A 24,140-nucleotide genomic window follows, 5' to 3' on the forward strand; every position below is an offset into this window, starting at 1 on the left:
CAAGCCGCTCGATTCGAGGGCGGCACCTCGTTGCATGCCGTGCTTCCTCCCGCTTGCGGGCGCTGGTTAACGCGGTGTTAACGGCGCGGTCCGCCGGAAGCGGATCGTCTGAAACACTTAGACAATCAGTTTCCGCTATTGAACGGGCAGATGATCGCCGGCCGCTGGGGAATTTGACGAGATGCCATCGCCTGCACCTACGAGGTTCACGCTCCGGAAAGCGCTGCTCCGGTTTCGCGGCAACCGCCGCGGCTCCGCAGCCGTCGAATTTGCGCTGGTCGCACCGATGTTCTTCGCGCTGCTGTTCGCGATCCTCGAGACGGCGCTCATGTTCTTCTCCAGCCAGGTGCTCGAGACCATCGCGCAGGACTCCGCGCGCGCGATTCTAACCGGCCAGGCTCAGGCGCAGGGCGGCTCGGTGGCGGCCTGCCAGTCCGCGCCCAACACAGTCGCTGCATGCGATCAGACGACGTTCAAGACCTTCGTCTGCAGCAAGATTCCGGCGCTGTTCGATTGCAGCAAGCTGTACGTCGACGTCGTCAGCACCAGCTCGTTCGGGACGCTCAGCCTCACCAATTTCGGCAATTCCTGCACCTTCAATCCCTCCGGCATGCAGTACAGTGCCGGAAGCTCCGGCCAGGTCGTCGTGGTGCGCCTGTTCTATCAATGGCCGCTCATCGTCACCGGCCTCGGCTACAACGCGGGATGCAGCAACAAGCGGCTGATGGTGGCGACGGTGGCGTTCAAGAACGAACCCTTCTGAGGCAGATGGATCTGGGCGGACCGATGCGGGCGATTGCGAACATCTGGAGGAATGCACGCGGCTCCGTGCGCGGCTTCGTCGCCGACAAGCGCGCCCTGGCGGCGACCGAATTCGCGATCATCGTACCGCTGATGCTGGTGATGTTCTTCGGCACCGTGGAATTTTCGTCCGCCGTGGCGATCGACCGCAAAATCACGTTGATCGCGCGGACATTGTCCGATTTGACCTCGCAGTCGACGACGCTCAACGATGCCGGCATGAAGGATACGTTCACGGCAAGCATCTCCGTCGTCATGCCTTACGACGCTGCGCTCGTGAAGGGCACGATCTCCCAGATCTACATCGACGCCAACAGCATCGCCAAGGTCCAGTGGAGCAGGGCCGGCACGATTGCGAGCGGCGCGACGCAAGCCACGCTTGCGACCTCGGCTCGGAACGCCGGCGACACGGTCACCACGATGATTCCCCCGGCACTCTTGATTCCGTCGAGCTATCTCATCCTGAGCGAAGCCAACTACACTTACACGCCGACCATCGGCTACGTGTTGAAGTCGAGCGTAACCCTGAGCGATCTCTCCTACACGCGGCCGCGTCAGGTCACCTGCGTGCCCTACAACAACGTGCCGTCGACGTGTTGAGATCTGTCAGCCGCCCGTGACATGAAAAAGGCCGTGCGTTGCGCACGGCCTTTTTGCTTTGGCTCGGTGATCGGGCCGGCGCCCGGCGGGCTCAGCCCGCAGCGCGCAGGTTGTCCGCCGCCGACTTGCCGGAACGGCGGTCGGCCACGATCTCGTAGGAGATCTTCTGGCCCTCGCGGAGCGAGCCGAGGCCGGCGCGCTCCACGGCGCTGATGTGAACGAACACGTCCTGGCCGCCATCGTCGGGCTGAATGAAGCCATAGCCCTTGGTTGCGTTAAACCACTTCACGGTTCCCATGCTCACGGGGGTAGTCCCTCTCAGATAACACTATGTCGGAGCCCGCTCGCGCGGGCAGGGTTAGATCGAATTTCTGGAAGGGTCGTCAGCGTGTCTGAACCGGCTGTACCGGTGGATGCCAATGTCGTCCGGCCGAAAATCGATTAATTCATTTTATCGGAAGCAACGGTTCGAAACAATCCGGACGCGCACGATTTTTTGATCCGCCGTGATGTCACGGCGGATCACCTAACAGATCGGAATTCGAACCCGCGCCGCAGCCGACTAGCGGCGGCGGAATTGGCCGCCGCGCTGTCCGGGACGGGGCGGTCCGCCCGGCGTGCTGGGACGTTCGTCCTTGTGGCGGAAAATCAGCCGGCCCTTCTCGAGGTCATAGGGCGACATCTCCACGGTCACGCGGTCGCCCGCGAGCGTCTTGATGCGGTTCTTCTTCATCTTGCCGGCGGTATAGGCAACGATCTCGTGTCCGGCGTCGAGCTGCACGCGGTAGCGGGCATCGGGGAGGATTTCGGTGACCAGTCCTTCGAACTGGATCAGCTCTTCCTTAGCCATTGATATCTCCAGGTCGTGGACGGCTAGTGCGAATAGGGTTTGCGGTTCGGTTGGCTGTTTGGCCGACTCTGGCGGCGCAAAAAGGCAACGCCTTGTATCCCATCAGGGGTCCCGGCGCTATGCGCGGAACGCTGTTCCGGACGGTCGACAGGCGATGAATGCATCTTACCACCGGAGCGGCGGCGGCGAGAACCCTTGGGGGCATTCGGGCCACCGCCGGGCCGTCCGTCCGCATGCCTTGCCTCGGCGTGGCGTCCCTCACCGTGCCCGCCGTCGCCTTGCTTGCCGGCACTATGGTGGCGCCCGTCGGCATGCCGTTCGTCGGCGCGACGTCCGTCACCGTGCCGTGCGCCTTGCGGGCGCTGGCCCGGCCGGCCGCCCGGCCGGCCCTGTCGTTGCTGTGACGGAGCGGGACCGGGGTCGCGGCGGCCGGCGTCGGTGCGGTGGTCCTCCCGCGGCAGGGCGACGCGAATCAGGCGCTCGATGTCGCGCAGATAGCCGAGCTCCTCACCGCCCGCGACCAGCGAGATCGCGGTGCCGTCGGCGCCGGCGCGTGCGGTGCGGCCGATGCGGTGGACGTAGGTCTCCGGCACGTTCGGCAGGTCGAAGTTGATGACGTGACTGATGCCGTCGACGTCGATGCCGCGGGCGGCGATGTCGGTGGCGACCAGGGTGCGGATCTCTCCCGAGCGGAACTGGGCCAGCGTGCGTTCGCGATGGTTCTGCGACTTGTTGCCGTGGATGGCGTTGGCGGCGATCCCGGCCTTGGCCAGCGTCTTCACCACCTTGTCGGCGCCGTGCTTGGTGCGGGTGAAGACCAGCGCGCGGTTGATCGCCTCGTCCTGCAGCAGCTTGGTCAGGAAGGCCGGCTTGGCCGCGAAGTCGACCTGCAGGATGCGCTGGTTGATCCGCTCGGCGGTCGAGGACACCGGGGTCACCGCGACACGGGCGGGGTCGCGCAACATGGAATCGGCGAGCTCGGCGATGTCCTTCGGCATGGTGGCCGAGAAGAACAGGGTCTGCCGCTTGATCGGCAGCTTGGCGACGATTTTGCGGATGTCGTTGATGAAGCCCATGTCGAGCATGCGGTCGGCTTCGTCGAGCACGAGGAACTCGACGCTTGAAAGCTTCAAGCCGTTGCTCTGCACGAGGTCGAGCAGGCGGCCGGGGGTGGCGACCAGCACGTCGACGCCCTGCATCAGCGCACGGACCTGGCGGCCCATCGGCACGCCGCCGATCGCGAGCGTCGAGGACAGGCGGATGTGGCGGCCGTAGGCGTTGAAGCTGTCGAGGATCTGCCCGGACAGCTCGCGGGTCGGCGACAGCACCAGCACGCGGGCGGTCTTGGGCTGCGGCTTGATGCGGTTCTCGAGCAGACGATGCAGGATCGGCAGCGCGAAGGACGCGGTCTTGCCGGTACCGGTCTGGGCGATGCCGACGACGTCGCGGCCGGTCAATGCCAGCGGGATGGTTTGGGCCTGGATCGGGGTTGGGGTGACGTAATTCTCTTCACGAAGAGCGCGCGCGATGGGTTCGGCGAGGCCGAAGTCCTGAAACGAAGTCAAAAGAGGGGTTCTTTCCATGTCAAAAGCGAACGCCCGGCGCATCAGCGCGGCGCGCGCAAAAGGGTGTCGAGAAGACACCTGCGTGTTTGGGGTGTCGGATGGCTTGGGAGAGATGGGGCAAGCCAGAGGCCCGTAGAGGGCTTAAGAACACGCGGCTCGCTACGACCCCTTGATTCGCAAGAGGTCTCGGACGCTCATATGGAACATCGAGGGGGCGCTTTCAAGGCACTTGCCTCCGAAACAGCGGGTGCGATGCAAAAATACTGCTGCCAGAAATTTAGCCAGAATTGGCGATTTGCTTAGAAAGTAGTCTGACTGCCGCTTTCGCATACATTTATGTTGCCTATGATTTAGGCTGCAAGTCTGCGGAGAAACTTCGATTTCTGTCAATTAGTTTTGTAAATTCAATAAGTTGATGGGTGCCCAGCCCATGGCATGGTTCTTGCGATTCCGTTAACCGCAGGCGGCCGTGGGGCCGTTTCGCAGCGTTTTTCACGTCTGCGTCAGGGAGATGAGGCACTCATGTTTAACAAATCCACTCACGATATAGCGGCGTCATTTAGCCGCCGCGGCGTGCTCGCTGCGACCGCCGGACTGATGCTCGGTCTGGCTTCATTGACTGGCGCAAAGGCCGCCGACGACACCATCAAGGTGGGTGTACTCCACTCCCTGTCCGGCACCATGGCAATCAGCGAAACCACGCTGAAGGACACCATCCTCTTCCTGATCGACGAGCAGAACAAGAAGGGCGGCGTGCTCGGCAAGAAGCTGGAAGCCGTCGTCGTCGATCCCGCATCGAACTGGCCGCTGTTCGCCGAAAAGGCGCGCGAGCTGATCACCAAGAACAAGGTCTCGGTCGTGTTCGGCTGCTGGACCTCGGTGTCGCGTAAGTCGGTGCTCCCGGTGTTCAAGGAGCTCAACAGCATCCTGTTCTACCCCGTGCAATACGAGGGTGAGGAGAGCGAGCGTAACGTGTTCTACACGGGGGCTGCGCCGAACCAGCAGGCGATCCCTGCCGTCGACTACCTCATGAAGGACGAGAAGGTGAAGCGCTGGGTGCTCGCGGGCACCGACTACGTCTATCCGCGCACCACCAACAAGATCCTGGAGGCCTATCTGAAGTCCAAGGGCGTCGCCCAGGAAGACATCATGATCAACTACACGCCGTTCGGTCATTCCGACTGGCAGACGATCGTGGCCGACATCAAGAAGTTCGGCTCGGCCGGCAAGAAGACCGCGGTGGTCTCGACCATCAACGGCGACGCCAACGTTCCCTTCTACAAGGAGCTCGGCAACCAGGGCATCAAGGCCAAGGACATCCCGGTGGTGGCGTTCTCGGTGGGTGAGGAAGAGCTCGCCGGCATCGACACCAAGCCGCTGGTCGGCCACCTCGCCGCCTGGAACTACTTCCAGTCGATCAAGTCGCCGGAGAACGAGAAGTTCATCAAGGCGTGGCAGGCCTACACCAAGAATCCGAAGCGCGTGACCAACGATCCGATGGAAGCGCACGTGATCGGCTTCGACATGTGGGTCAAGGCGGTCGAGAAGGTGAAGTCGACCGATCCCGACAAGGTCATCGACGCTCTCCCGGGCATCGAAGCCAAGAACCTGACCGGCGGCACCTCCAAGATGCTCCCGAACCACCATATCACCAAGCCGGTGTTCATCGGCGAGATCAAGGGCAACGGCCAGTTCGACGTGGTCTGGAAGACCCCGAGCCTCGTCCCCGGCGACGCCTGGTCGAAGGAGCTCGACGGCTCCAAGGACCTGATCGGCGACTGGGTCGGCAAGAAGTGCGGCAACTTCAACACCAAGTCCAACAAGTGCCTCGGCTCGGGCTCCTGATCCCGATCTGACGCTCCATTGCAAGACCGGAGAGGGCGGCGATCCCGCCGCCTTCTCCACTCATTTCTGCCGGGGTCATTCACAGTGCCAGCCCATTTGTCCGCTCGTCTCTGTTCGCTTGCACTCTCGTTGTTCCTGATTGCGTTCGCGCTGCCGGCCTTCGCCGGTCCGTTCGAGGATGCGGTCGCCAAATTCGCCAACGATGATTTTTCCGACACGGAAGAAGCGATCGGTGTGATCGCGGGCAGCGGCAGCAAGCTGGCTTTTCCCATCATCAATGCGCTCCAGGACGGCCGTCTCATGGCCGATCCCGACAGTAAGAAGGTCTACGTCACCGATGCGGACGGCAAGTCGATCGACGCTGCGACCGGCGAGGCCGTTGCCAGCGTTCCCGACAGTGCGAGCGCGGTTCGCCTCAACAACCGCCTGCGCCGCAGCGTCGACGCCGCACTCGGGAGCCTGACGCTGCAGTCTCCGGATCTGGGAACGCGCCTGCAAGCCGCGCAGTCCGTCTTCAAGTCGCACGAGGAGACCGCGCTCGAGGCGGTCGATGCCGCGCTTGCCAAGGAAGCCAACAAATCCGTCAAGGCGGCGCTCACTGAGGCCCGAGCCGCGATCCTGCTGTTCAAGTCCGACGCCACCGAGGTCGAGAAGCTCGAAGCGGTCGCAACCCTCAAGGCGCGGGGCGACCAGGATGCGCTGGCGCTGCTCACCGGCATGGGCGACCAGCCGGCCTCGGTCACCAAGGCCGCCGCGAGCGCGATCGGCTCGATCCAGAATTCGCTCGCGGTCTGGTCGATGGTGCAGAATGCCTGGTACGGTCTCTCGCTCGGCTCGGTGCTGCTGCTCGCCGCGATCGGGCTCGCCATTACATTCGGCGTGATGGGCGTCATCAACATGGCTCATGGCGAGATGGTGATGATCGGAGCCTACACCACCTTCGTGGTCCAGGAGGTGATCCGCACCCGCTATCCCGGCCTGTTCGACTATTCGCTCTTGATCGCCGTGCCGCTCGCCTTTCTCGTCGCCGGCGCGATCGGCGTCTTGATCGAGCGCAGCATCATCCGCTTCCTCTACGGCCGTCCGCTCGAGACGCTGCTCGCGACCTGGGGCCTGTCGCTGGTGCTGCAGCAGGCGGTGCGCACCATGTTCGGCCCGACCAACCGCGAGGTCGGCAACCCCTCCTGGATGAGCGGCGCGTTCGAGCTCGGCCAGATCACCATCACCTATAATCGGCTCTGGATCCTTCTCTTCACGCTCGCCGTGTTCGCGATTCTGCTCGCGATGCTGCGCTACACCGCGCTGGGCCTCGAAATGCGTGCGGTGACGCAGAACCGCCGCATGGCGGCTTCCATGGGCATCGCCACCTCGCGCGTCGACGCCCTGACCTTCGGCCTCGGCTCGGGCATTGCCGGCATCGCCGGCGTCGCGCTGTCGCAGATCGACAATGTCAGCCCCAATCTCGGCCAGAGTTACATCATCGACAGTTTCATGGTCGTGGTGTTCGGCGGGGTCGGCAATCTCTGGGGCACGCTCGTCGGCGCCTTCACGCTCGGCATCGCCAACAAGTTCCTGGAGCCGGTCGCCGGTGCCGTGCTCGGCAAGATCGCCATCCTGGTCCTGATCATCCTTTTCATTCAAAAGCGGCCGCGCGGCCTGTTCGCGCTCAAGGGCCGTGCGGTGGAAGCATGACCCCTCACATGCTGACGCGATCGCTGGACCGCAGCGCGACGATCTTCCTTGCCGTCGTCGCGGCCTGCGGCATCCTCATTCCGCTCTCCAACCTGCTGCTTCCCGCGGGCTCGATCCTGCAGGTGCCGACCTATCTCGTCGCGCTCTGGGGCAAGTATGTCTGCTACGCCATCCTGGCGCTGTCGATCGACCTGATCTGGGGCTATTGCGGCATCCTCTCGCTCGGACACGGCGCCTTCTTCGCGCTCGGCGGCTACGCCATGGGCATGTACCTGATGCGGCAGATCGGCACCCGCGGCGTCTACGGCAATCCGATCCTGCCCGACTTCATGGTGTTCCTGAACTGGGAGAAGCTGCCCTGGTACTGGCACGGCTTCGACATGTTCTGGTTCGCGGCGCTGATGGTGCTGGTCGTACCGGGCCTGCTCGCCTTCTGCTTCGGCTGGCTCGCCTTCCGCTCACGTGTCACCGGCGTTTATCTGTCGATCATCACGCAGGCGATGACCTACGCGCTGCTTCTCGCCTTCTTCCGCAACGACTTTGGTTTTGGCGGCAATAACGGCCTGACCGACTTCAAGGATATCCTGGGCTTCAACGTGCAGGCGGAAGGGACGCGCGCCGCGCTGTTTGCGCTGAGCTGCCTGGCGCTGATCATCGGCTTCCTGATCTGCCGCGCCATCGTCTCCTCCAAGCTCGGCAAGGTCTTGATTGCCGTGCGCGACGCGGAATCGCGCACGCGCTTCCTCGGCTACCGCGTCGAATCCTACAAGCTGTTCGTGTTCACGGTGTCGGCCTGCATGGCCGGAGTCGCCGGCGCGCTCTACGTGCCGCAGGTCGGCATCATCAATCCGAGCGAATTCGCGCCGGGCAATTCGATCGAGGCGGTGATCTGGGTCGCGGTCGGCGGCCGCGGCACGCTGGTCGGCGCGGCGCTCGGCGCCGTCGTCGTCAACTACGCCAAGACGTTCTTCACCTCGGGCGTGCTCGCGCCGTACTGGCTGTTCATGCTGGGCGCATTGTTCATCCTGGTGACGCTGCTGCTGCCCAAGGGCATCGTCGGCACCTTCAACGCCTGGTGGGATCAGTCGAAGGAAAAACGCACCCCCGCGACTTCCGTGAGCGCCGCGGCCGAAGACGGCGTCACCGAACCCAAGATGGCGGAGTAAGCGGTCATGAACGTCATGGACACCCGCGCGACCTCCGCGATGCTCTATCTGGACGGCGTGCACGTCTCCTTCGACGGCTTCCACGCCATCAACAATCTATCGCTGACGCTCGAGCCCGGCGAGATGCGCGCCATCATCGGCCCGAACGGCGCCGGCAAGACCACGATGATGGACATCATCACCGGCAAGACCAAGCCGGATGAAGGCACCGTGCTGTTCGACGGCGTCACCGACCTGACGCGCCTCGACGAGACTCGCATCGCCGAGCTCGGCATCGGCCGCAAATTCCAGAAGCCGACCGTATTCGAGAGCCAGACCGTGCAGGACAACCTCCTGCTGGCGCTCAATGTCGACCATTCGGTCCGCGGCACGCTGTTCTGGCGCGGCAGCAAGGCGGAGTCCGAGCGCATCGACAAGGTGCTGGAGACGATCCGCCTCACCGAGGCTCGCAATCGTCTCGCCGGCAGCCTCAGCCACGGCCAGAAGCAATGGCTGGAGATCGGCATGCTGCTGGCGCAGGATCCGAAACTGCTGCTGGTCGACGAGCCCGTCGCGGGAATGACCGACGTCGAGACGCATCTCACCGCCGAGCTGCTGAAGGAAATTAACAAGACCCACACCGTCATGGTGGTCGAGCACGACATGACCTTCGTGCGCGAGCTCGGCGTCAAGGTCACCTGCCTGCACGAAGGCACGGTGCTCGCGGAAGGGACCATCGACCAGGTCTCGTCCAACGAGCGGGTCATCGAAGTGTATCTGGGACGCTGAGCAATGCTTGAGGTCAAGGACATCAATCTGTTCTACGGCGCGGCGCAGGCGCTCCGCGGCGTCTCGATCTCGGCCGAGCCCGGCAAGGTGACCTGCGTGCTCGGGCGCAACGGTGTCGGCAAGACCTCACTCCTACGCGCGATGGTCGGGCAATATCCGATCTCCTCGGGCGCAATCGTGTTCGACGGCAGCGATATCACCGGCCTCAGGCCGTATGAGCGAGCGCGCAAAGGCATCGGCTTCGTGCCGCAGGGCCGCGAGATCTTCCCGCTGCTGACGGTTGAGGAGAACCTCAAGACCGGCTTCGGTCCGCTCAAGCGCGAGGACAAGCACATTCCGGACGACGTGTTCTCGCTATTTCCGGTGCTGCAATCCATGCTGGGCCGGCGCGGCGGCGACCTCTCCGGCGGCCAGCAGCAGCAGCTCGCGATCGGCCGCGCGCTGGTGATGCGGCCGAAACTACTTTTGCTCGACGAGCCCACCGAAGGCATCCAGCCCTCGATCATCAAGGACATCGGCCGCGCCATTTCGTATCTGCGCAACCTCGGCAACATCGCCATCGTGCTGGTCGAACAATATCTCGACTTTGCCTGCGAACTCGGCGACAGTTTCGCGGTGATGGATCGCGGCGCGGTGAAGTTCACCTGCGACCGCTCCAATCTCGATCCGGGCGAGATCAGCCGCCAGATGGCGCTGTAAGCCGGAACAGACCTGCCGCGACCGGTTGGGGGAGACGGATGCGCAGCGAATTGTCAGCCACGTCCACGCTGTTCGAGGCCAACCGTGCCCGTGGCACCGTGCGCTTCGACGTGCATGCGCGCGACGGGGTGACACGGCGCGGCACCTTGCATGAATCCGGTTCGCTCCGCGTCCGCTTTCCCTCGCCGGAAGATCAGGGCCTGTCCGGCGTGTTCGTCAACACGGCCGGCGGTGTTGCCGGCGGTGATCGCTTTGATATCGAGATAGCGGCGGCGGATGCAGCGCGGCTGACGCTGACCACAGCGGCCGCCGAAAAGGTCTATCGCACGCCCGGAGCGGCAGCGCAGCTCAACAACGCTCTGAAGGTCGGCGCGGACGCGCATCTTGCCTGGCTGCCCCAGGAGACGATTCTGTTCGACCGTGCCCGCGTCCAGCGCCGCTTCGACATCGACCTCGACGAGGCGGCCTCGCTCCTGCTCTGCGAGATCGTGGTGTTCGGCCGCACCGCCATGGGCGAGCGGATGGAGCAGGGCGAGTTCGTCGACCGCTGGCGGCTACGCCGCGGCGGGCGGCTGGTGTTCGCCGAGACGGTCCGGCTCGACGGCGATATCGGTGCCAAGCTCGGCCGGTCCGCCGTCGCCAAAGGTGGCGCGGCGATCGGCACAGCCCTGATCGTGCCCGGCGACGAAGCCCTGGTCGAGCGCATCCGGGAGGCGTCGGAATCGTTCTCCGGCGAAGTCGGAATCTCGGCCTGGAATGGCTTTGCAATGGCGCGGTTCTGTGCCCAAGATGCGGCGCGTTTGCGTACCGACATGATGACGGTGCTGGCGCGCACCGGTGCGGCCCTGCCGCGGCTCTGGCTGAACTAGACTGGTTGAATTGACGTGTTGAACGGAAGAGATGTCGCATGAATCTGTCTCCCCGCGAAAAGGACAAGCTTCTGATCTCGATGGCGGCCATCGTGGCCCGCCGCCGGCTGGACCGCGGCGTCAAGCTCAACCATCCCGAGGCGATCGCGATCATCTCCGATTTCATTCTGGAAGGCGCGCGCGACGGCCGCACCGTCGCCGAGCTGATGCAGTCAGGCGCGCAAGTTCTGACCCGCGACCAGGTGATGCCGGGCATTCCCGAGATGATCCACGACATCCAGGTCGAGGCGACTTTTCCTGATGGCACCAAGCTCGTCACCGTGCACGAGCCGATCAGGTAGGAGCAGAGCATGATCCCCGGCGAACTCTTCATTCAGGACGGCGAGATCGAGCTCAACGCCGGCCGCAAGACCGTGACGCTGACGGTCGCCAATACCGGCGACCGCCCGATCCAGGTTGGCTCGCACTACCATTTCTTCGAGACCAACCCCGCGCTGAAGTTCGACCGCAAGAAGGCGCGCGGCATGCGCCTCGACATCGCCGCCGGCACCGCCGTCCGCTTCGAGCCCGGCCAGACCCGCGACGTCCAGCTCGTCGCCATGGCGGGGAAGAAGACGATCTACGGCTTCCGCGGCGATGTGATGGGGAAGCTGTGACCTCCGCAGGAACGAGCACGGCGCGGCATGGTTGAGGCGGAAACGGAGGTAATTTCCATGCTCTCGCCAATCCGCCTCGTCTCGGAAGCTGCCGAGCTCGCCGCGCAGCGCCATAACGGCATGGCGCGCAAGGGCCGCGGCAACGAGCCCTATATCAATCATCTCGCCGAGGTCGCGAACCTGCTCGCGACCGCGACCAACGGCGCCGATGCCGAGCTGGTCGCGGCCGGCTGGCTGCACGATACCATCGAGGACACCGACACCACGCGCGAGGAACTCGCGCAGAGATTTTCCGATCGGGTCGCGTCCCTCGTTGCCGAGTGCACCGACGACATGAGCTTGCCGAAAGCGAAGCGGCGGCAGAAGCAGATCGAGGACGCGCCCCACAAATCGCCGGGCGCCAAGCTGATCAAGATCGCCGACAAGATCAGCAATACGGGCGCGCGCATTCAAACCGATCCGAGTGCTGGGGAGCGCGAAGATCTCGCCGACTATATCGCCTGGGCCACGCAGGTCGTGGCGGGGTGCCGCGGCGGCAATGCGTGGCTCGACGAAAAATTCGATGACGCCGTGAAAGCAGCAAAGGCCTTGCTGTGACCAACCAGACATTCAATCGCAAACGGGGCTTGTGATGTCCGTCAAGATGAAGCGTTCCGTCTATGCCGACATGTTCGGCCCGACCACCGGCGACAAGGTGCGGCTGGCCGACACCGACCTCATCATCGAGGTCGAGAAGGATTTCACCACCTATGGCGAGGAGGTGAAGTTCGGCGGCGGCAAGGTGATCCGCGATGGCATGGGGCAGTCGCAGGTCACCAACAGGCAGGGCGCGGCCGATACCGTCATCACCAATGCGCTGATCGTGGACCATTGGGGCATCGTGAAGGCCGACGTCGCCATCAAGGACGGCATGATCGCAGGCATCGGCAAGGCCGGCAATCCCGACATCCAGCCCGGGGTCACCATCATCATCGGCCCCGGCACCGACGTGATCGCGGGTGAGGGCAAGATCCTCACCGCCGGCGGCTTCGACAGCCACATCCATTTCATCTGTCCGCAGCAGATCGAGCACGCGCTGATGTCAGGAGTCACCTCGATGCTGGGGGGCGGCACCGGCCCGTCGCACGGCACCTTCGCGACCACCTGTACGCCGGGGCCCTGGCATATGGGGCGGATGATCCAGTCGTTCGACGCCTTCCCGGTCAATCTCGGCATTTCCGGCAAGGGCAACGCGTCGCGCCCCGCCGCGCTGGTCGAGATGATCAGGGCCGGTGCCTGTGCGCTGAAGCTGCACGAGGACTGGGGCACCACGCCGGCCGCGATCGACAATTGCCTGTCGGTCGCCGACGATCACGACATCCAGGTGATGATCCACACCGACACGCTGAACGAATCCGGCTTCGTCGAGGACACGATCAAGGCGTTCAAGGGCCGCACCATCCACGCCTTCCACACCGAAGGCGCCGGCGGCGGTCATGCCCCTGACATCATCAAGGTCGCCGGGCTGAAGAACGTGCTGCCGTCGTCGACCAACCCGACGCGGCCGTTCACCCGCAACACCATCGACGAGCATCTGGACATGCTGATGGTGTGCCACCATCTCGATCCGTCCATCGCCGAAGATCTGGCGTTCGCCGAAAGCCGCATCCGCAAGGAGACGATCGCGGCCGAGGACATCCTCCACGACCTCGGCGCGCTCTCGATGATGTCCTCGGACTCGCAGGCCATGGGCCGCCTCGGCGAAGTCATCATCCGGACCTGGCAGACCGCGGACAAGATGAAAAAGCAGCGCGGGTCGCTGCCGCAGGACAAGGGCAAGGACAACGACAATTTCCGCGTCAAGCGCTACATCGCCAAGTACACCATCAATCCCGCCATCGCGCATGGCGTGTCGAAGCTGATCGGCTCGGTCGAGAAGGGCAAGATGGCCGATCTCGTGCTGTGGTCGCCGGCCTTCTTCGGCGTCAAGCCGGACTGCATCGTCAAGGGCGGCACCATCGTCGCGGCGCCCATGGGCGATCCCAACGCCTCGATCCCGACGCCGCAGCCGGTGCACTACCAGCCGATGTTCGGCGCGTTCGGCAAGGCACGTACGGCCTCCTCGGTGGTGTTCACTTCCAAGGCCGCGATCACCGGTGGCCTCGCGCGCAAGCTCGGCCTCGAGAAGAAGCTCTATGCCGTCCAGAACACCCGCGGCAAGATCTCCAAGAAGAGCATGATCCACAACGACGCGACGCCCGATATCGAGGTCGATCCGGAGACCTATGAAGTGCGCGCCGATGGCGAGCTCCTGACCTGTGCTCCGGCGGAGGTGCTGCCGATGGCGCAGCGATATTTCATGTACTGAAATAGCGTCTCGACGCATGTCCCCGGCGGTTGTCCGGGGACGGCTTTTTGCGGTTTTGCGTTCGGTCCCGCCTGGTCTAATGTCCCGCCCGGTATCGTAACCCTCAGAAGAAAAGCCGGGAGGATTTCTCGTGATCTACGTCGTTGCAACCTTGACCATCAAGCCTGAGACGCGCGCCGAATTCATTGCAGCCGCCACCGCCTGCATCAAGGAGACGCGGAAAGAGCCCGGCAATATCGCCTATGACCTGCATGAGAGCGTCACCGACCCTGCCAAGATGGTGTTCGTCGAGCAGTGGGAGAATATGGAAGCGCTGGGGCCGCATCGCGCTGCCGAGCACATGAAGACGTTCGGCCGCGTTGCGGTGAAATGTTTCACGGCGCCGCCGAAGATCGAATACATCACGCCCGAGAAGGTCGAGACACGGTAAAGAGGTAAGACGCATGATCCGGGCGACGCAGGTCAGGGGACAGCACCGCTTCACGGAAGCTCCGGCGGACACGGTCGTGCTCGATTTCGACGACCGGCACCGCCGCCGCATGACGATGACCGGAACGCGTGGTCTCGAATTCCTGCTCGACCTGGAACATGCCGTCGCGCTGCGCGGCGGCGATGCGCTGGTGCTGGAGGATGGAAGGCTGATCGAGGTGGTCGCGGCGCCCGAGCCGCTGCTCGAAATCCGCGGCCGCGATCCGCACCACCTCGTCCGCGTCGGCTGGCATCTCGGCAACCGTCATCTGCCGACCCAGATCATGGCCAAGGCCCTGCGCATCCGCCGCGATCACGTCATCGAGGCGATGGTGAAGGGCCTTGGCGCGCGTGTGATCGAGATCGAGGCGCCGTTCGATCCCGAAGGCGGCGCCTACGCCGATGCCGGCCACGCGCATGGACACGACCATGCGCATCACGATCGCGGCCATCATCACCATGACCATGGCCACCACCATGATCATGGCTCGCACGACCATAGCCACGAGCACCACCATCACCACGACGAGCATTGCGATCATCCCGACCATCACCACGGCCACAAGCATGCTCATGACCACAAATGAGCCGGTCGGCGCCGGTGATCTTGCCGAGGGCGAGGCGGCGGCGCTGTACCGGCTGATGACCTGGCTTTCGCCGGCATTTCCCGTCGGCGGCTTCTCCTACTCCAGCGGCATCGAATGGGCGGTCGAGGCGGGCGACGTCACCGACACGACGACGCTGGCGGATTGGCTCGATGCGATGCTCGGCGACGGCTCCGGCTTCTGTGACGCGACGTTTCTGGTCCACGCCTATCGCGCCACGGAATCGGGCGAGACGGCCGCATTGAACGAGATCGCCGAGCTCGCGAGCGCCTTCGTGCCGTCGCGCGAGCGGCAGCTGGAGACGACCTCACAGGGCCGCGCCTTCATCGACATCTCGCGCGCCGCGTGGGATGCCGACGGACTGGACGCGACGGTCGCGGCATGCAGCGCGCCATTGGTCTATCCGGTCGCGGTCGGTGTAGTTGCCGCGATGCACGCCGTGCCGTTGGCGCCGACGCTGCACGCCTTCCTGCATGCGCTGGTCTCGAACTGGATTTCCGCCGCCAGCCGGCTCATTCCGCTCGGCCAGACCGATAGCCAGCGTGTGCTGGTGAGGCTGGAAGCCGCCGTCGCCGCCACCGCCAATCGCGCGTTGAATGCGACCTTGGACGATCTCGGCAGCGCGACGTTCCGGGCCGATCTCGCCAGCTTGCGGCACGAGACGCAATATACCCGCTTGTTTCGGTCGTGAGCGGTGCGGCCGTCAAGTCATCAGGAGAGAACAAGTCACATGGCGAAATCTCACGGTCCTTTGCGTGTCGGCGTCGGCGGTCCGGTCGGATCGGGCAAGACCGCGCTGATGGACCTGCTCTGCAAGACCATGCGCGAGCGCTATGACATTGCGGCAATCACCAACGACATCTACACCAAATGGGATGCGGAGTTCCTGGTGCGTTCGGGATCGCTGACGCCGGATCGCATCGCCGGCGTCGAGACCGGCGGCTGTCCGCACACGGCGATCCGCGAGGATGCCTCGATGAATCTCGCTGCGGTCGCGGACATGCGCGCCAAGTTTCCCGGACTTGACCTTGTGCTGATCGAATCCGGCGGCGACAATCTCGCTGCCACTTTTTCCCCGGAGCTGGCCGACCTGACCATCTATGTCATCGACGTCGCCGCCGGCGACAAGATCCCGTCCAAGGGCGGCCCGGGCATCACCCGGTCCGACCTCCTGGTCATCAACAAGACCGACCTTGCGCCCCATGTCGGCGCCTCCCTGGAGAAGATGGAGACGGACGCCAGGCGTATGCGCGGCGAGCGGCCCTTCGTCATGACCAACCTCAAGAAGGGCGAGGGGCTCGACCGAATCGTCGGCTTCATCGAGGCTAAAGGCGGCCTGAAACGGGGCGGCTGACCGGACGCGACCAGTTGGCGCAGGCGTTTCTCGCCGTTAACGCCCGGGCCGTGCCGCAACCCACGGAACAAATTTCGGACACGGCGATTAACTACCTCCGGCGCCCGGGGCGAATTCATCCCGGCCAGACCATCGGCCGGGCGGATTAAGCTTTTCAGGCGACCTAAGTTGCGTACTGATGCCTCCTCCTTCATTATCTCCGCCACTGGGGTTTACCCTGCTTCGGCCTCTGGCCGTTCGAGCGGCGTTCATGTGCTCCGTGTTCATTGCCGACCTCCTGCTTTCGCCTGAGTAATCGCGTGGTCAGGCTGGGTTTCATCATCGGCTTCATCGCTCTGCTCGGGGCCTTGCTCTCCGGGCTTGCGGCTTATCGCGTCCACGACCAGGAGCTGGCGCTGGACCGGATCGCGCTAGCGCGGGCGATCGACGTGCATGCGAGCCTGGTTCAGGACCGCCTGACCGAGCGGGAGCTGCTCGCGCGTGTCGCCTCGGGCCTGTTCCGCGCGCCGTCGGTGATCAAGCCGAACATGCTGGAGCCGCTGCGCTCGGCGATCTACGCCTTCAAGACCGACTTTGTGGTGGCCGGCTGGATCGCCCGGCTGAAGCCGAACGAGCTTGCGGACGCGCAAGCCGCCATCGCCAGCGCCGGCTTCCCGAATCCGCAGATCCGCTCGTTTGACGACAAGCCGATCAATCCTGCCGATGTCACCCAGCCGATCGACGTGCTGTTGGATCTCGAGCCGCGCAGCAACGAGACCACGGCCTTGCCCGGCCGCAGCTACGATCAGGATCCGGTTCGCAGCGCGATGCTCACGCGGGCGCGCGCCCAAAAGAGGTCGGTTGCCTCCGACCCGGTGCCGTTGATCCGCGGAAACGGGCCGATCGGCATCATCGTGGCCGCGCCAGTCGTTCCCGAGGGTGCGACGGAGCCGGCCGGCTTCGTCACATTTTCCTACGAGCTCGCCTCGCTGATGCTGGCCAATGACGACATGTCGCTGTTCGCGGTGGCGCTCAGGGATCCGCGCAAGGACGGCGGCGAGCTGATCGCCAATGATCAGGGCGTGGTCTCGACGCGGATCGCGGCGGCGGACGGGGCCCCGTCGGCGACGCGCACGGTGAGCTTCGGTGGCCGCGATTGGCAGCTCGGCTATTACGCGAAGACCAATTCGGTGCGCCGCGCCGAGCAGACCGCCATCATCGTAGCGGCGATCGGCTTTGCCATCACCGCAATGGTGTGCGGCCTGTTCGGTTACGTCGCCTACAACAATCTGCGGCTCAGCCGGGAGATCCAGGTCAGGATCGGATTCGAGCGGCGGTTGACCGCGGTGATCGACGAGCTCAACCACCGCGTCAAGAACATCCTGGCGGTGATCCAGTCGATCGTGACGCGCACCTTGCGCCACGGCTCGGACATCGACATCGCGCGCGAGCTCCTGATCGGGCGCATCCACGCCATGTCCAATGTGGTGTCGCTGCTCAGCGAGAGCCAGTGGCAGGGTGTCAAGTTGAAGGGCCTGTTCGAGGCGCGCGCGATTCCGCATGCCGATCGCATCGCCGTCACCGGCCCCGACATCGCGGTCAGCGCGCGTGCCGCACAGAGCCTGTCGCTGCTGTTCTTCGAGCTCGCCTCGCATTCCGACGAGGGCCTGTCGCTGGTCGGCAAGCACCCGCACATCACCGCCAACTGGACGGTGACCGGCGAGGAGGGCGACGAGGTCTTCCATTTCCGCTGGGAGGAGTTCAACACCAGCGAGGCGACGCGCCGGCCCGATTCCGATTTCGGCCTGATCCTGCTCGACCGCGTCGCGCCCGAGGCGCTGGGCGGGACCGCCAAGCGCTTCTTCACCGACGTCTCCTACGTCTATGAATTGACCGCGCCGATGGAGACGGTCGTCGACATGACCGAGCGCGACCGCACGGATAAAATCTCGGCGCCGGTCAGGCCGGTGCGCGGCTAACCTTTCGGTTGCAACACCAGATCGACGAGGCTGCGCGCGTAGCCGGGTGTGATCGGCGCGATGCCGAAGATATAGCGGTAGAACAGGCTGCCATAGATCGCGTCGTAGAGATTCTCAGGAGGACCCTCGGCCTGAATGCTGCCGTCCTTCTGGCCGGCGGCGATCATGTCCACCAGCGCGTCGCGGCGGAATTGCAGGTACCGGGCGTAGAACAGCTCGGCCGACCCGGTCTTGGAAATGCATTCGGAGACGACGGCGAGCTGCACCTTGCCGAACTCGCCCTGCAGCGCCTCGGCATAGGCGGCGGCGTGGCGCCGCGCGCGCGCCGCGGGCGTGCCCGCGCTCGCGGGCGGCAGCGGCAGCATCTGCGACGCATGGTGGAGGAAGGCGTCGATCAGCAGCGCTTCCCGCGACGGCCACCATTTGTAGATCGTCATCTTGGAGACGCTGGAGTGCCGTGCGATCGCATCGATGGTGGTGGCGGCAAGGCCGGTGGTCGCCATCAGTGCATAGGCGCTTTCGAGGATGGCGTTGGTGGTCTCAATCGACCTTGGCCGGCCGCGCCGGGGCGCGCGCTCCGCCTCTTCACGCCCGTCTTTCGCCATCGCCACGCCCGGTCTCCTCACGCAGGGTCCCGGCATAGCCCAGGGGCGGCATTCGGCCTAGCAGAATCGCACGATTTCGTCGCGAAGCGATCAGCTCTGGGCCTGCTGCCGCAGGGCTGCCGGCAGATCCTGCCGTTTCGACCAGGCGATGTAGTAGGCGAGCCCGGTCATCGCCGCGAAGCCGGTGATGCTCACCGCCACCTGCATCACCGCCAGGTTCGGCCCGGTGATTAGGATGAGGTGGCCAGCGAAGGATAGGAACACGGCGACGCAGAATACCGCGAGCCATTCCTCACCACATGCGATCACCGCTTGCAGCGGTTTCCATCTCAGGCCGGGGTGATCCGCCGGAATGAGATGGGTGGCAATGAACGCGAGGGCGAGGAAGTGGACCACCCGATAGGGAGCGAGGTTTTCCTTGTCGGTCGGAGCGATGCTGTTGAGGAGCAGATCGGGCAGGTAAGCCGACAGCGCCGGCGAATGGCGCATCAAGGTGACGGCCATCGCGAAGACCAGGTAGGCGCCGGCGAGGATCCGCAGCCAGGACATGCCGTGCAGCGCACGTCCCGGAGCGCCCGTCACGGCGAACCAGCCGCCCAGCACCATCAACATCTGCCAGCACAGCGGATTGAAGGTCCATTCCCCGTCCGGATAGATCCGAAAATTCCAGTCGAACCAGCGTGCGGCGAGATACAGCGCGACCGATGCCGCCAGCGTCAGGTTCGGGCCCCGCAGCAGGCCCCACAACGCGAACGGAAAGAACGCCATCAGCGGGACCATCAGCTGCAGCAGGTCAAGGTTCAGCGGCTCTTCCTGGAGCACGAGACCGCGGACCAGGATGCGCAGTGGATGCTCGAGAATTCCGGAGATGTTGTATTGGTGGATGATCTCCGGCGCCATCGATTGCCTGGCGACATAGGCGATGGCATCGATATAGATCACGAACAGCACGACATAGGCGGCATAGAGCCGCCAGACCCGGCGAAAGATGCGCGTCGCCGCGACCAAGTAGCCGCGTTCCAGCGCCATCCTGCCATGGATGATGGCGACCCCATACCCCACCACGAACACGAACAGGTCCGCCGCGCCGCTGAAGCCGAAATTGCGCAGCGTCAGCAGGTTGACGACGTTGTTGGGAATATGGTCGACGAATATGGACCAATTGGCGATGCCGAGCGTCAGATAGAGCCTGGCGTCATGCTGGAATGCGGCGAGGTTCGCCTTGACGGACGGTTTCATTGAGCAAAATAGCTTTGGGAATCAGGATGATGCTTTTAACGGCAACCGCCTGCTCGTCCGAGTAGCGTTTGCGTGAGCAGGGAAGAACCGCGCCAAACGGCGTCAAATGTGCCGCTTGCTCTATGAAATGCAGATAGATGCGCGCGCAGTAATTATAATGCCGGACTCTACTCGGCAGGTTCGGCCGACACCTCGTCGGACACGCCGGCGCGGCTCGCCAGGATGCCCAGGGCGACGCCCCCGATCGCCAGGATCGGCAGCAGCCGCTTGACGCCGATGGCACGAACGATCTGGAGCCCGGTGGCGAGGAGCATCGGATCTGCAAGCATGCTCTGCGCGGCCGATTTCGCGGCGCGCTCGGCCGCGATCTGGGCGCGTTTCTGCACCTCGCGCTTGTAGCTCCAATAGGAGCCTGCCGCGGCCAGGGTCAACAGGAAGAAGATGCCGGCGCCGGCAAGACAAGCCTGCACCGGGCCATATTTCTGCAGCACCCAAATGAAGACGGCGGCACAGAGGAAGCCTGTGGTCACGAGCAGCGCGAAGGCAGCGCCCGCGGCAAGGGAGGTCAGCCGAACCGTCGTGCCGGTTGATGCGCTGATGCCGTCGATGATGCGCTGAAACATGGCCTTGCTCCTCAATCCCCGCCAGCCGAATGGTCACGAGCCAACAGCGGCGGCGTGCCGCCGCCGTATCAAATGGGCGTCGACATCCTTAGCGACGCCAGGCGACGCCGATCAGGAAGCCGATGCCGAGCGCCAGCCCGACGGTCGCCAGCGGCCGCTGCGTGATCGCCTCTTCCAGCGTCTCCTCGATCGAGCCGTAGGCGTCATGTGCAGCTTCCATCATCGCGCTGCCGCGCTCGGACATGTCGTCCATCGCGGAGTCCATGTTCTCGCGCGCCTGGCGATAGCCGCGGCGAGCCTGCTTGCTGGTGGAGTTGGCGAAAGTATTGAGCGCGTCGGTGATCTGGTCGGTGAGGGCGGCGATATCGCTTTTCACGGCTGCTACATCCTTTTCGAGGCGGTCTCGGGTGGCTTTGTCGGTCCAGTCTCTCATCCCGGCTTCGGCATTGGGCGTGGACATCGGGAGCTCCGAACTGTTGACGGCTGAGATGGGCGGAGAACGTTTCGTCGCCGGGTAAGTTCCGTTCGCTGAAACCGGTCAGGCTTGCGGCAGCTGCGGCGAATTCTCCGGCAATAGGTGGTCCTTCAGGATCAGCGCGACGATCAGGAGCGGCGACGACAGGAACGCGCCCATCGGCCCCCACAGCCAGGTCCAGAACGCGAGCGCGAGCAGCACGGCGAGCGCGTTCAGGGCGAGCCGCCGCCCGATGATCGTCGGCGTGATGAAGTGACCCTCGAGAAAGGTGAGGCCACCGAAGGCGAGCGCGGCCATCAGGCCGCCGCCGAGGGTCGGGAAGGCGATCAGCCCGACCACGACCAGCACCACGAACATCGCCACGGGCCCGATGATCGGGATGAAGTTGAGCGTGGCCGCCAGTGCGCCGAGCCCGGCCGGATTGGGCATTCCGGTCAGCGCACAGATCAGGCCGGTGGCGACGCCGACGCCGACATTGATGAGGGTGACGGTCAGCAGATAATTGCCGAGATGGACCTCGATCTCGTTGAGGATCCGGAGCGTGCGCAGCCGCGCGTCGTGATTGCTGAAGGTCATGATCATGGCCCGCCGCAGGTCGCGCCAGCTTGCGATGAACAGGATCAGGGTGACGAAGAACAGCAGGAATTCGGTAAAGGTCGGTGACAGGAATTCCAGCGTCGGCTGCACCCACTCGATCTTGGGCATGTGCAGGCTCGGCAATCCCTCCGAGCCGCCGAGCATGGCTTGCAGCTCCCGCCAGAGCGCAAGCGGCCGGTCGAACACGTGCAGCTTGTCCTTCAATTGCGCGCCGAGCTCTGGCAGGCGCGTGCTCCACGCCATGACCGGCGAAGCGATCAACGCGACGGCGAAAGCGACCACCGCGCTCACTGCGACCACGATCAGCACGGCGCCGACGCTGCGTGGGACCTTGCTTCGCTCCAGGAAGGTGGCCGCCGGAGACAGCATGGTCCCGATGACGAACGCCATCACGACCGGCAGGAAGAACGCCCGGCCGACATAGAGCACGGCGACGATGGCGATCAGCAACAGCCCGGCCAGCGCGAACGCGACGAATTCAGTGCGGCGGATCACCGGCGGCAGCTCGACATGGCTCTCGGGAAGCGGATCGCCTTCGCTGTTGCCGGAAATCAAACGTTCACTGGGTAGGACGCGCACAATATCTCTCCCGCACGGAATCCGTGATCCGCGCGCCCATTGATGACGTGACTAATGCTTGGGCGGCGTGCTGGTTCCATCGCGGCTTCGTGAACGGATGCTCGCTTGACTGTGACGTCGCTGCCGCACGCTGCGCCGGAACTTCGATCGAGGCGGCGGAGTTTGTTGAGGCAGCGCATCACCTGATGCACATCCAACGGGGCAGCTCATGACAAAGTTGTTTGCAGTCCGTCGCAGCTTCTCGCCGCGCGCCGTCGGCGCGTTCGCCTTCGCAACCGCTCTTCTCGCAGTGCCGGTGGGCACCGCAAGCGCCCAAACCTTCGGCTATGCGCCGATGCAGCGGGTGTATCCGCAGGACCTTTACTCGCAGGGCCAATACTTGCAGGGCCAACACTTGCAGGACCAAGGCTATTCGCAGGATGACATCAACGAGGCGCCGCAGGTCGCCGATGAGGATGCCCAATTGCCCGACCGGCTGCGCAGGCAGATCGTCGGCTTTGACCGGAGCGAGCCGGCCGGTACCATCGTCATCGATACCAACAGCACCTATCTCTATTACGTGCTCGGAGGCGGCCGCGCGATCCGCTACGGCGTCGGCGTCGGCCGCGAGGGCTTTACCTGGTCGGGCGTGCAAAGCGTCAGCCGCAAGGCCGAGTGGCCGGACTGGCATCCGCCGGCCGAGATGATCGCGCGCCAGCCCTATCTGCCGCGCTTCGTCGCCGGCGGGCCCGGCAACCCGCTCGGTGCGCGCGCGATGTATCTCGGCTCGAGCCAATACCGCATCCACGGCACCAATGATCCCTCCACCATCGGCAAGTTCGTCTCGTCCGGCTGCATCCGCATGACCAACGAGGACGTCGTCGACCTGTATAGCCGCGTCAATGTCGGCGCCAAGGTCGTGGTGCTGCCGAAGAACGCGCCGTTAATGGCGAAGGGAGGTGATCCCGTGCGCAAGCGTCCGGCCGTGACGACACTGCCTTCGGGTCGGCAGGCGCTGAACATGACCACGTCGGCCGTGAATTAGTCTGCGAGGTCCTATGGCGAGACGGCTGATTGACAAACTGGCGGGCGGAGCGGCGATTGTCGTCGTCGTCTCCAGCGGGCTGGCGATGGCGCCGTCGGCGCATGCGCAGGATTTCTTCTCGGGCCTGTTCGGCGGCTTTCGGATGCGGCCGCCGCCGGAAATCCGGATGCCTTTCCCCACCGACGATATGCCGCGCTATGAGGCGCCACGCCAGCGCGCGTCCTACGGCGGCGGCACCGCCTATTGCGTGCGCAGCTGCGACGGTCGCTACTTCCCGGCACAAGGCAATGATGCCGAGAGCAAGGCGCAATCCTGCAAGAGCTTCTGCCCTGCCTCGGAGACCTCGCTCGTCTATGGCGGCAACATCGACGATGCCACGACTGAGAAGGGAAAGTCCTATTCCGACCTGCCGAACGCGTTCCGCTATCGCAACGAGATCGTCGCGGGCTGTACCTGCAACGGCAAGGACCCGGTCGGGCTCGCATCGGTCAAGGTCGAGGACGACCCGACCCTGCGCAAGGGCGACATCGTCGCCGGCGCCAATGGCCTCGTGGTCGCCAGCCGCAATGCCAATGACCGCCGTGGCGTCGCGATGAACTTCTCGCCGCTGCCGGAATCGGTGCGTGCCAGATTCCGTCAAGTCCCGGTGGTGGCGAAGGAGTAGGGAGCGCCCGATCGGACGGCGTCCGAACCTTGTCGGACGGCCAAATGCTGGACTAGGCCCGCCGCGGGACGTTGCGCGGCAGGGTTTCCGA

The 24,140-nt window shown here is 64.4% G+C and carries 27 protein-coding genes; 19 read left to right on the forward strand and 8 right to left on the reverse strand.

The features are described 5' to 3' along the window. The first annotated feature begins 181 nt into the window (after positions 1-181). A complete protein-coding gene (locus I6F37_RS25010) occupies positions 182-763 on the forward strand; it encodes a TadE/TadG family type IV pilus assembly protein (protein WP_036021610.1) in 582 nt (193 codons plus the stop codon). A gap of 23 nt (positions 764-786) precedes the next feature. After that, the gene (locus I6F37_RS25015; protein ID WP_036036873.1) at positions 787-1,401 is read left to right on the forward strand and encodes a TadE/TadG family type IV pilus assembly protein; all 615 of its coding nucleotides are present in this window, start codon (positions 787-789) and stop codon (positions 1,399-1,401) included. Positions 1,402-1,492: 91 nt separating this feature from the next. Here the strand turns inward: I6F37_RS25015 and I6F37_RS25020 are convergent, their stop codons facing one another. The 3 genes from I6F37_RS25020 to I6F37_RS25030 form a co-directional block, all read right to left on the reverse strand. After that, entirely contained in the window at positions 1,493-1,705 is a 213-nt protein-coding gene (locus tag I6F37_RS25020; RefSeq protein WP_035998097.1) for a cold-shock protein, read from the reverse strand. 258 nt (positions 1,706-1,963) lie between these two features. Beyond that, positions 1,964-2,251: a translation initiation factor IF-1 gene (gene infA, locus I6F37_RS25025; protein WP_035998101.1), complete on the reverse strand. Its 288-nt coding sequence runs from the start codon at positions 2,249-2,251 to the stop codon at positions 1,964-1,966. A 23-nt stretch (positions 2,252-2,274) separates the two neighbouring features. After that, positions 2,275-3,858 (reverse strand): DEAD/DEAH box helicase, encoded by a 1,584-nt coding sequence (locus tag I6F37_RS25030; RefSeq protein ID WP_225152997.1) that lies wholly within the window; start codon positions 3,856-3,858, stop codon positions 2,275-2,277. A 480-nt stretch (positions 3,859-4,338) separates the two neighbouring features. Between I6F37_RS25030 and urtA the strand changes: the two genes are divergently transcribed. The 15 genes from urtA (at position 4,339) to I6F37_RS25105 (ending at position 18,243) form a co-directional block, all read left to right on the forward strand. Beyond that, a complete protein-coding gene (gene urtA / locus I6F37_RS25035; protein ID WP_035998103.1) occupies positions 4,339-5,661 on the forward strand; it encodes an urea ABC transporter substrate-binding protein in 1,323 nt (440 codons plus the stop codon). A gap of 84 nt (positions 5,662-5,745) precedes the next feature. Further along, positions 5,746-7,353: an urea ABC transporter permease subunit UrtB gene (gene urtB, locus I6F37_RS25040; protein ID WP_035998106.1), complete on the forward strand. Its 1,608-nt coding sequence runs from the start codon at positions 5,746-5,748 to the stop codon at positions 7,351-7,353. Then, positions 7,350-8,519 (forward strand): urea ABC transporter permease subunit UrtC, encoded by a 1,170-nt coding sequence (urtC, locus tag I6F37_RS25045; protein ID WP_225152999.1) that lies wholly within the window; start codon positions 7,350-7,352, stop codon positions 8,517-8,519. The genes urtB and urtC overlap by 4 nt, the downstream gene beginning before the upstream one ends. Before the next feature lie 6 nt (positions 8,520-8,525). Beyond that, entirely contained in the window at positions 8,526-9,287 is a 762-nt protein-coding gene (gene urtD, locus I6F37_RS25050) for an urea ABC transporter ATP-binding protein UrtD (RefSeq protein ID WP_018646608.1), read from the forward strand. Between the two features lie 3 nt (positions 9,288-9,290). Further along, entirely contained in the window at positions 9,291-9,986 is a 696-nt protein-coding gene (gene urtE, locus I6F37_RS25055) for an urea ABC transporter ATP-binding subunit UrtE (protein ID WP_035998115.1), read from the forward strand. A gap of 38 nt (positions 9,987-10,024) precedes the next feature. Continuing rightward, on the forward strand, positions 10,025-10,855 hold the full coding sequence (locus I6F37_RS25060; RefSeq protein ID WP_225111678.1) for an urease accessory protein UreD: 831 nt from the start codon (positions 10,025-10,027) through the stop codon (positions 10,853-10,855). Positions 10,856-10,893: 38 nt separating this feature from the next. After that, positions 10,894-11,196 carry an urease subunit gamma gene (locus I6F37_RS25065; RefSeq protein ID WP_007605424.1) on the forward strand — a complete coding sequence of 101 codons (303 nt, stop codon included), beginning with the start codon at positions 10,894-10,896 and terminating at the stop codon, positions 11,194-11,196. Positions 11,197-11,205: 9 nt separating this feature from the next. Beyond that, positions 11,206-11,511, forward strand: a complete 306-nt coding sequence (locus tag I6F37_RS25070; RefSeq protein ID WP_026202067.1) for an urease subunit beta — start codon at positions 11,206-11,208, stop codon at positions 11,509-11,511. Between the two features lie 57 nt (positions 11,512-11,568). After that, positions 11,569-12,108 carry an HD domain-containing protein gene (locus tag I6F37_RS25075; protein WP_036021623.1) on the forward strand — a complete coding sequence of 180 codons (540 nt, stop codon included), beginning with the start codon at positions 11,569-11,571 and terminating at the stop codon, positions 12,106-12,108. A gap of 34 nt (positions 12,109-12,142) precedes the next feature. After that, positions 12,143-13,858, forward strand: coding sequence for an urease subunit alpha (gene ureC / locus I6F37_RS25080; protein WP_036021626.1), 1,716 nt, complete (start codon positions 12,143-12,145; stop codon positions 13,856-13,858). 130 nt (positions 13,859-13,988) lie between these two features. Then, positions 13,989-14,288, forward strand: a complete 300-nt coding sequence (locus I6F37_RS25085; protein WP_035998129.1) for a putative quinol monooxygenase — start codon at positions 13,989-13,991, stop codon at positions 14,286-14,288. A gap of 13 nt (positions 14,289-14,301) precedes the next feature. After that, positions 14,302-14,913: an urease accessory protein UreE gene (locus I6F37_RS25090; RefSeq protein WP_225111679.1), complete on the forward strand. Its 612-nt coding sequence runs from the start codon at positions 14,302-14,304 to the stop codon at positions 14,911-14,913. After that, positions 14,894-15,622, forward strand: a complete 729-nt coding sequence (locus tag I6F37_RS25095; protein ID WP_225111712.1) for an urease accessory protein UreF — start codon at positions 14,894-14,896, stop codon at positions 15,620-15,622. Before I6F37_RS25090 ends, I6F37_RS25095 begins: the two co-directional genes overlap by 20 nt. Before the next feature lie 39 nt (positions 15,623-15,661). Further along, entirely contained in the window at positions 15,662-16,285 is a 624-nt protein-coding gene (gene ureG, locus I6F37_RS25100) for an urease accessory protein UreG (RefSeq protein ID WP_225111680.1), read from the forward strand. Between the two features lie 299 nt (positions 16,286-16,584). Further along, positions 16,585-18,243, forward strand: coding sequence for an HWE histidine kinase domain-containing protein (locus I6F37_RS25105; protein WP_035998135.1), 1,659 nt, complete (start codon positions 16,585-16,587; stop codon positions 18,241-18,243). Here I6F37_RS25105 and I6F37_RS25110 read toward each other — a convergent pair. From I6F37_RS25110 to I6F37_RS25130, 5 genes are all read right to left on the reverse strand, one after another. Further along, on the reverse strand, positions 18,240-18,848 hold the full coding sequence (locus tag I6F37_RS25110) for a TetR/AcrR family transcriptional regulator (RefSeq protein WP_035998138.1): 609 nt from the start codon (positions 18,846-18,848) through the stop codon (positions 18,240-18,242). The genes I6F37_RS25105 and I6F37_RS25110 overlap by 4 nt on opposite strands. A gap of 90 nt (positions 18,849-18,938) precedes the next feature. Continuing rightward, positions 18,939-20,087 carry an OpgC domain-containing protein gene (locus I6F37_RS25115; protein ID WP_035998141.1) on the reverse strand — a complete coding sequence of 383 codons (1,149 nt, stop codon included), beginning with the start codon at positions 20,085-20,087 and terminating at the stop codon, positions 18,939-18,941. A gap of 167 nt (positions 20,088-20,254) precedes the next feature. Continuing rightward, a complete protein-coding gene (locus I6F37_RS25120; RefSeq protein WP_057028148.1) occupies positions 20,255-20,710 on the reverse strand; it encodes a hypothetical protein in 456 nt (151 codons plus the stop codon). Between the two features lie 88 nt (positions 20,711-20,798). Further along, the gene (locus tag I6F37_RS25125) at positions 20,799-21,170 is read right to left on the reverse strand and encodes a YqjD family protein (RefSeq protein ID WP_035998171.1); all 372 of its coding nucleotides are present in this window, start codon (positions 21,168-21,170) and stop codon (positions 20,799-20,801) included. Between the two features lie 78 nt (positions 21,171-21,248). Continuing rightward, positions 21,249-22,361, reverse strand: coding sequence for an AI-2E family transporter (locus tag I6F37_RS25130; RefSeq protein ID WP_035998174.1), 1,113 nt, complete (start codon positions 22,359-22,361; stop codon positions 21,249-21,251). A 208-nt stretch (positions 22,362-22,569) separates the two neighbouring features. On the opposite strand from I6F37_RS25130, the gene I6F37_RS25135 reads away from it, so the two are divergent. Both I6F37_RS25135 and I6F37_RS25140 read left to right on the forward strand, forming a co-directional pair. After that, positions 22,570-23,385, forward strand: coding sequence for a L,D-transpeptidase (locus tag I6F37_RS25135; protein ID WP_035998178.1), 816 nt, complete (start codon positions 22,570-22,572; stop codon positions 23,383-23,385). 13 nt (positions 23,386-23,398) lie between these two features. Continuing rightward, on the forward strand, positions 23,399-24,049 hold the full coding sequence (locus I6F37_RS25140) for a DUF2865 domain-containing protein (protein ID WP_035998181.1): 651 nt from the start codon (positions 23,399-23,401) through the stop codon (positions 24,047-24,049). Positions 24,050-24,140 lie beyond the last annotated feature (91 nt).

The sequence above is a fragment of the Bradyrhizobium sp. NBAIM08 genome, from assembly GCF_020193935.1.
GTDB lineage: Bacteria > Pseudomonadota > Alphaproteobacteria > Rhizobiales > Xanthobacteraceae > Bradyrhizobium > Bradyrhizobium yuanmingense.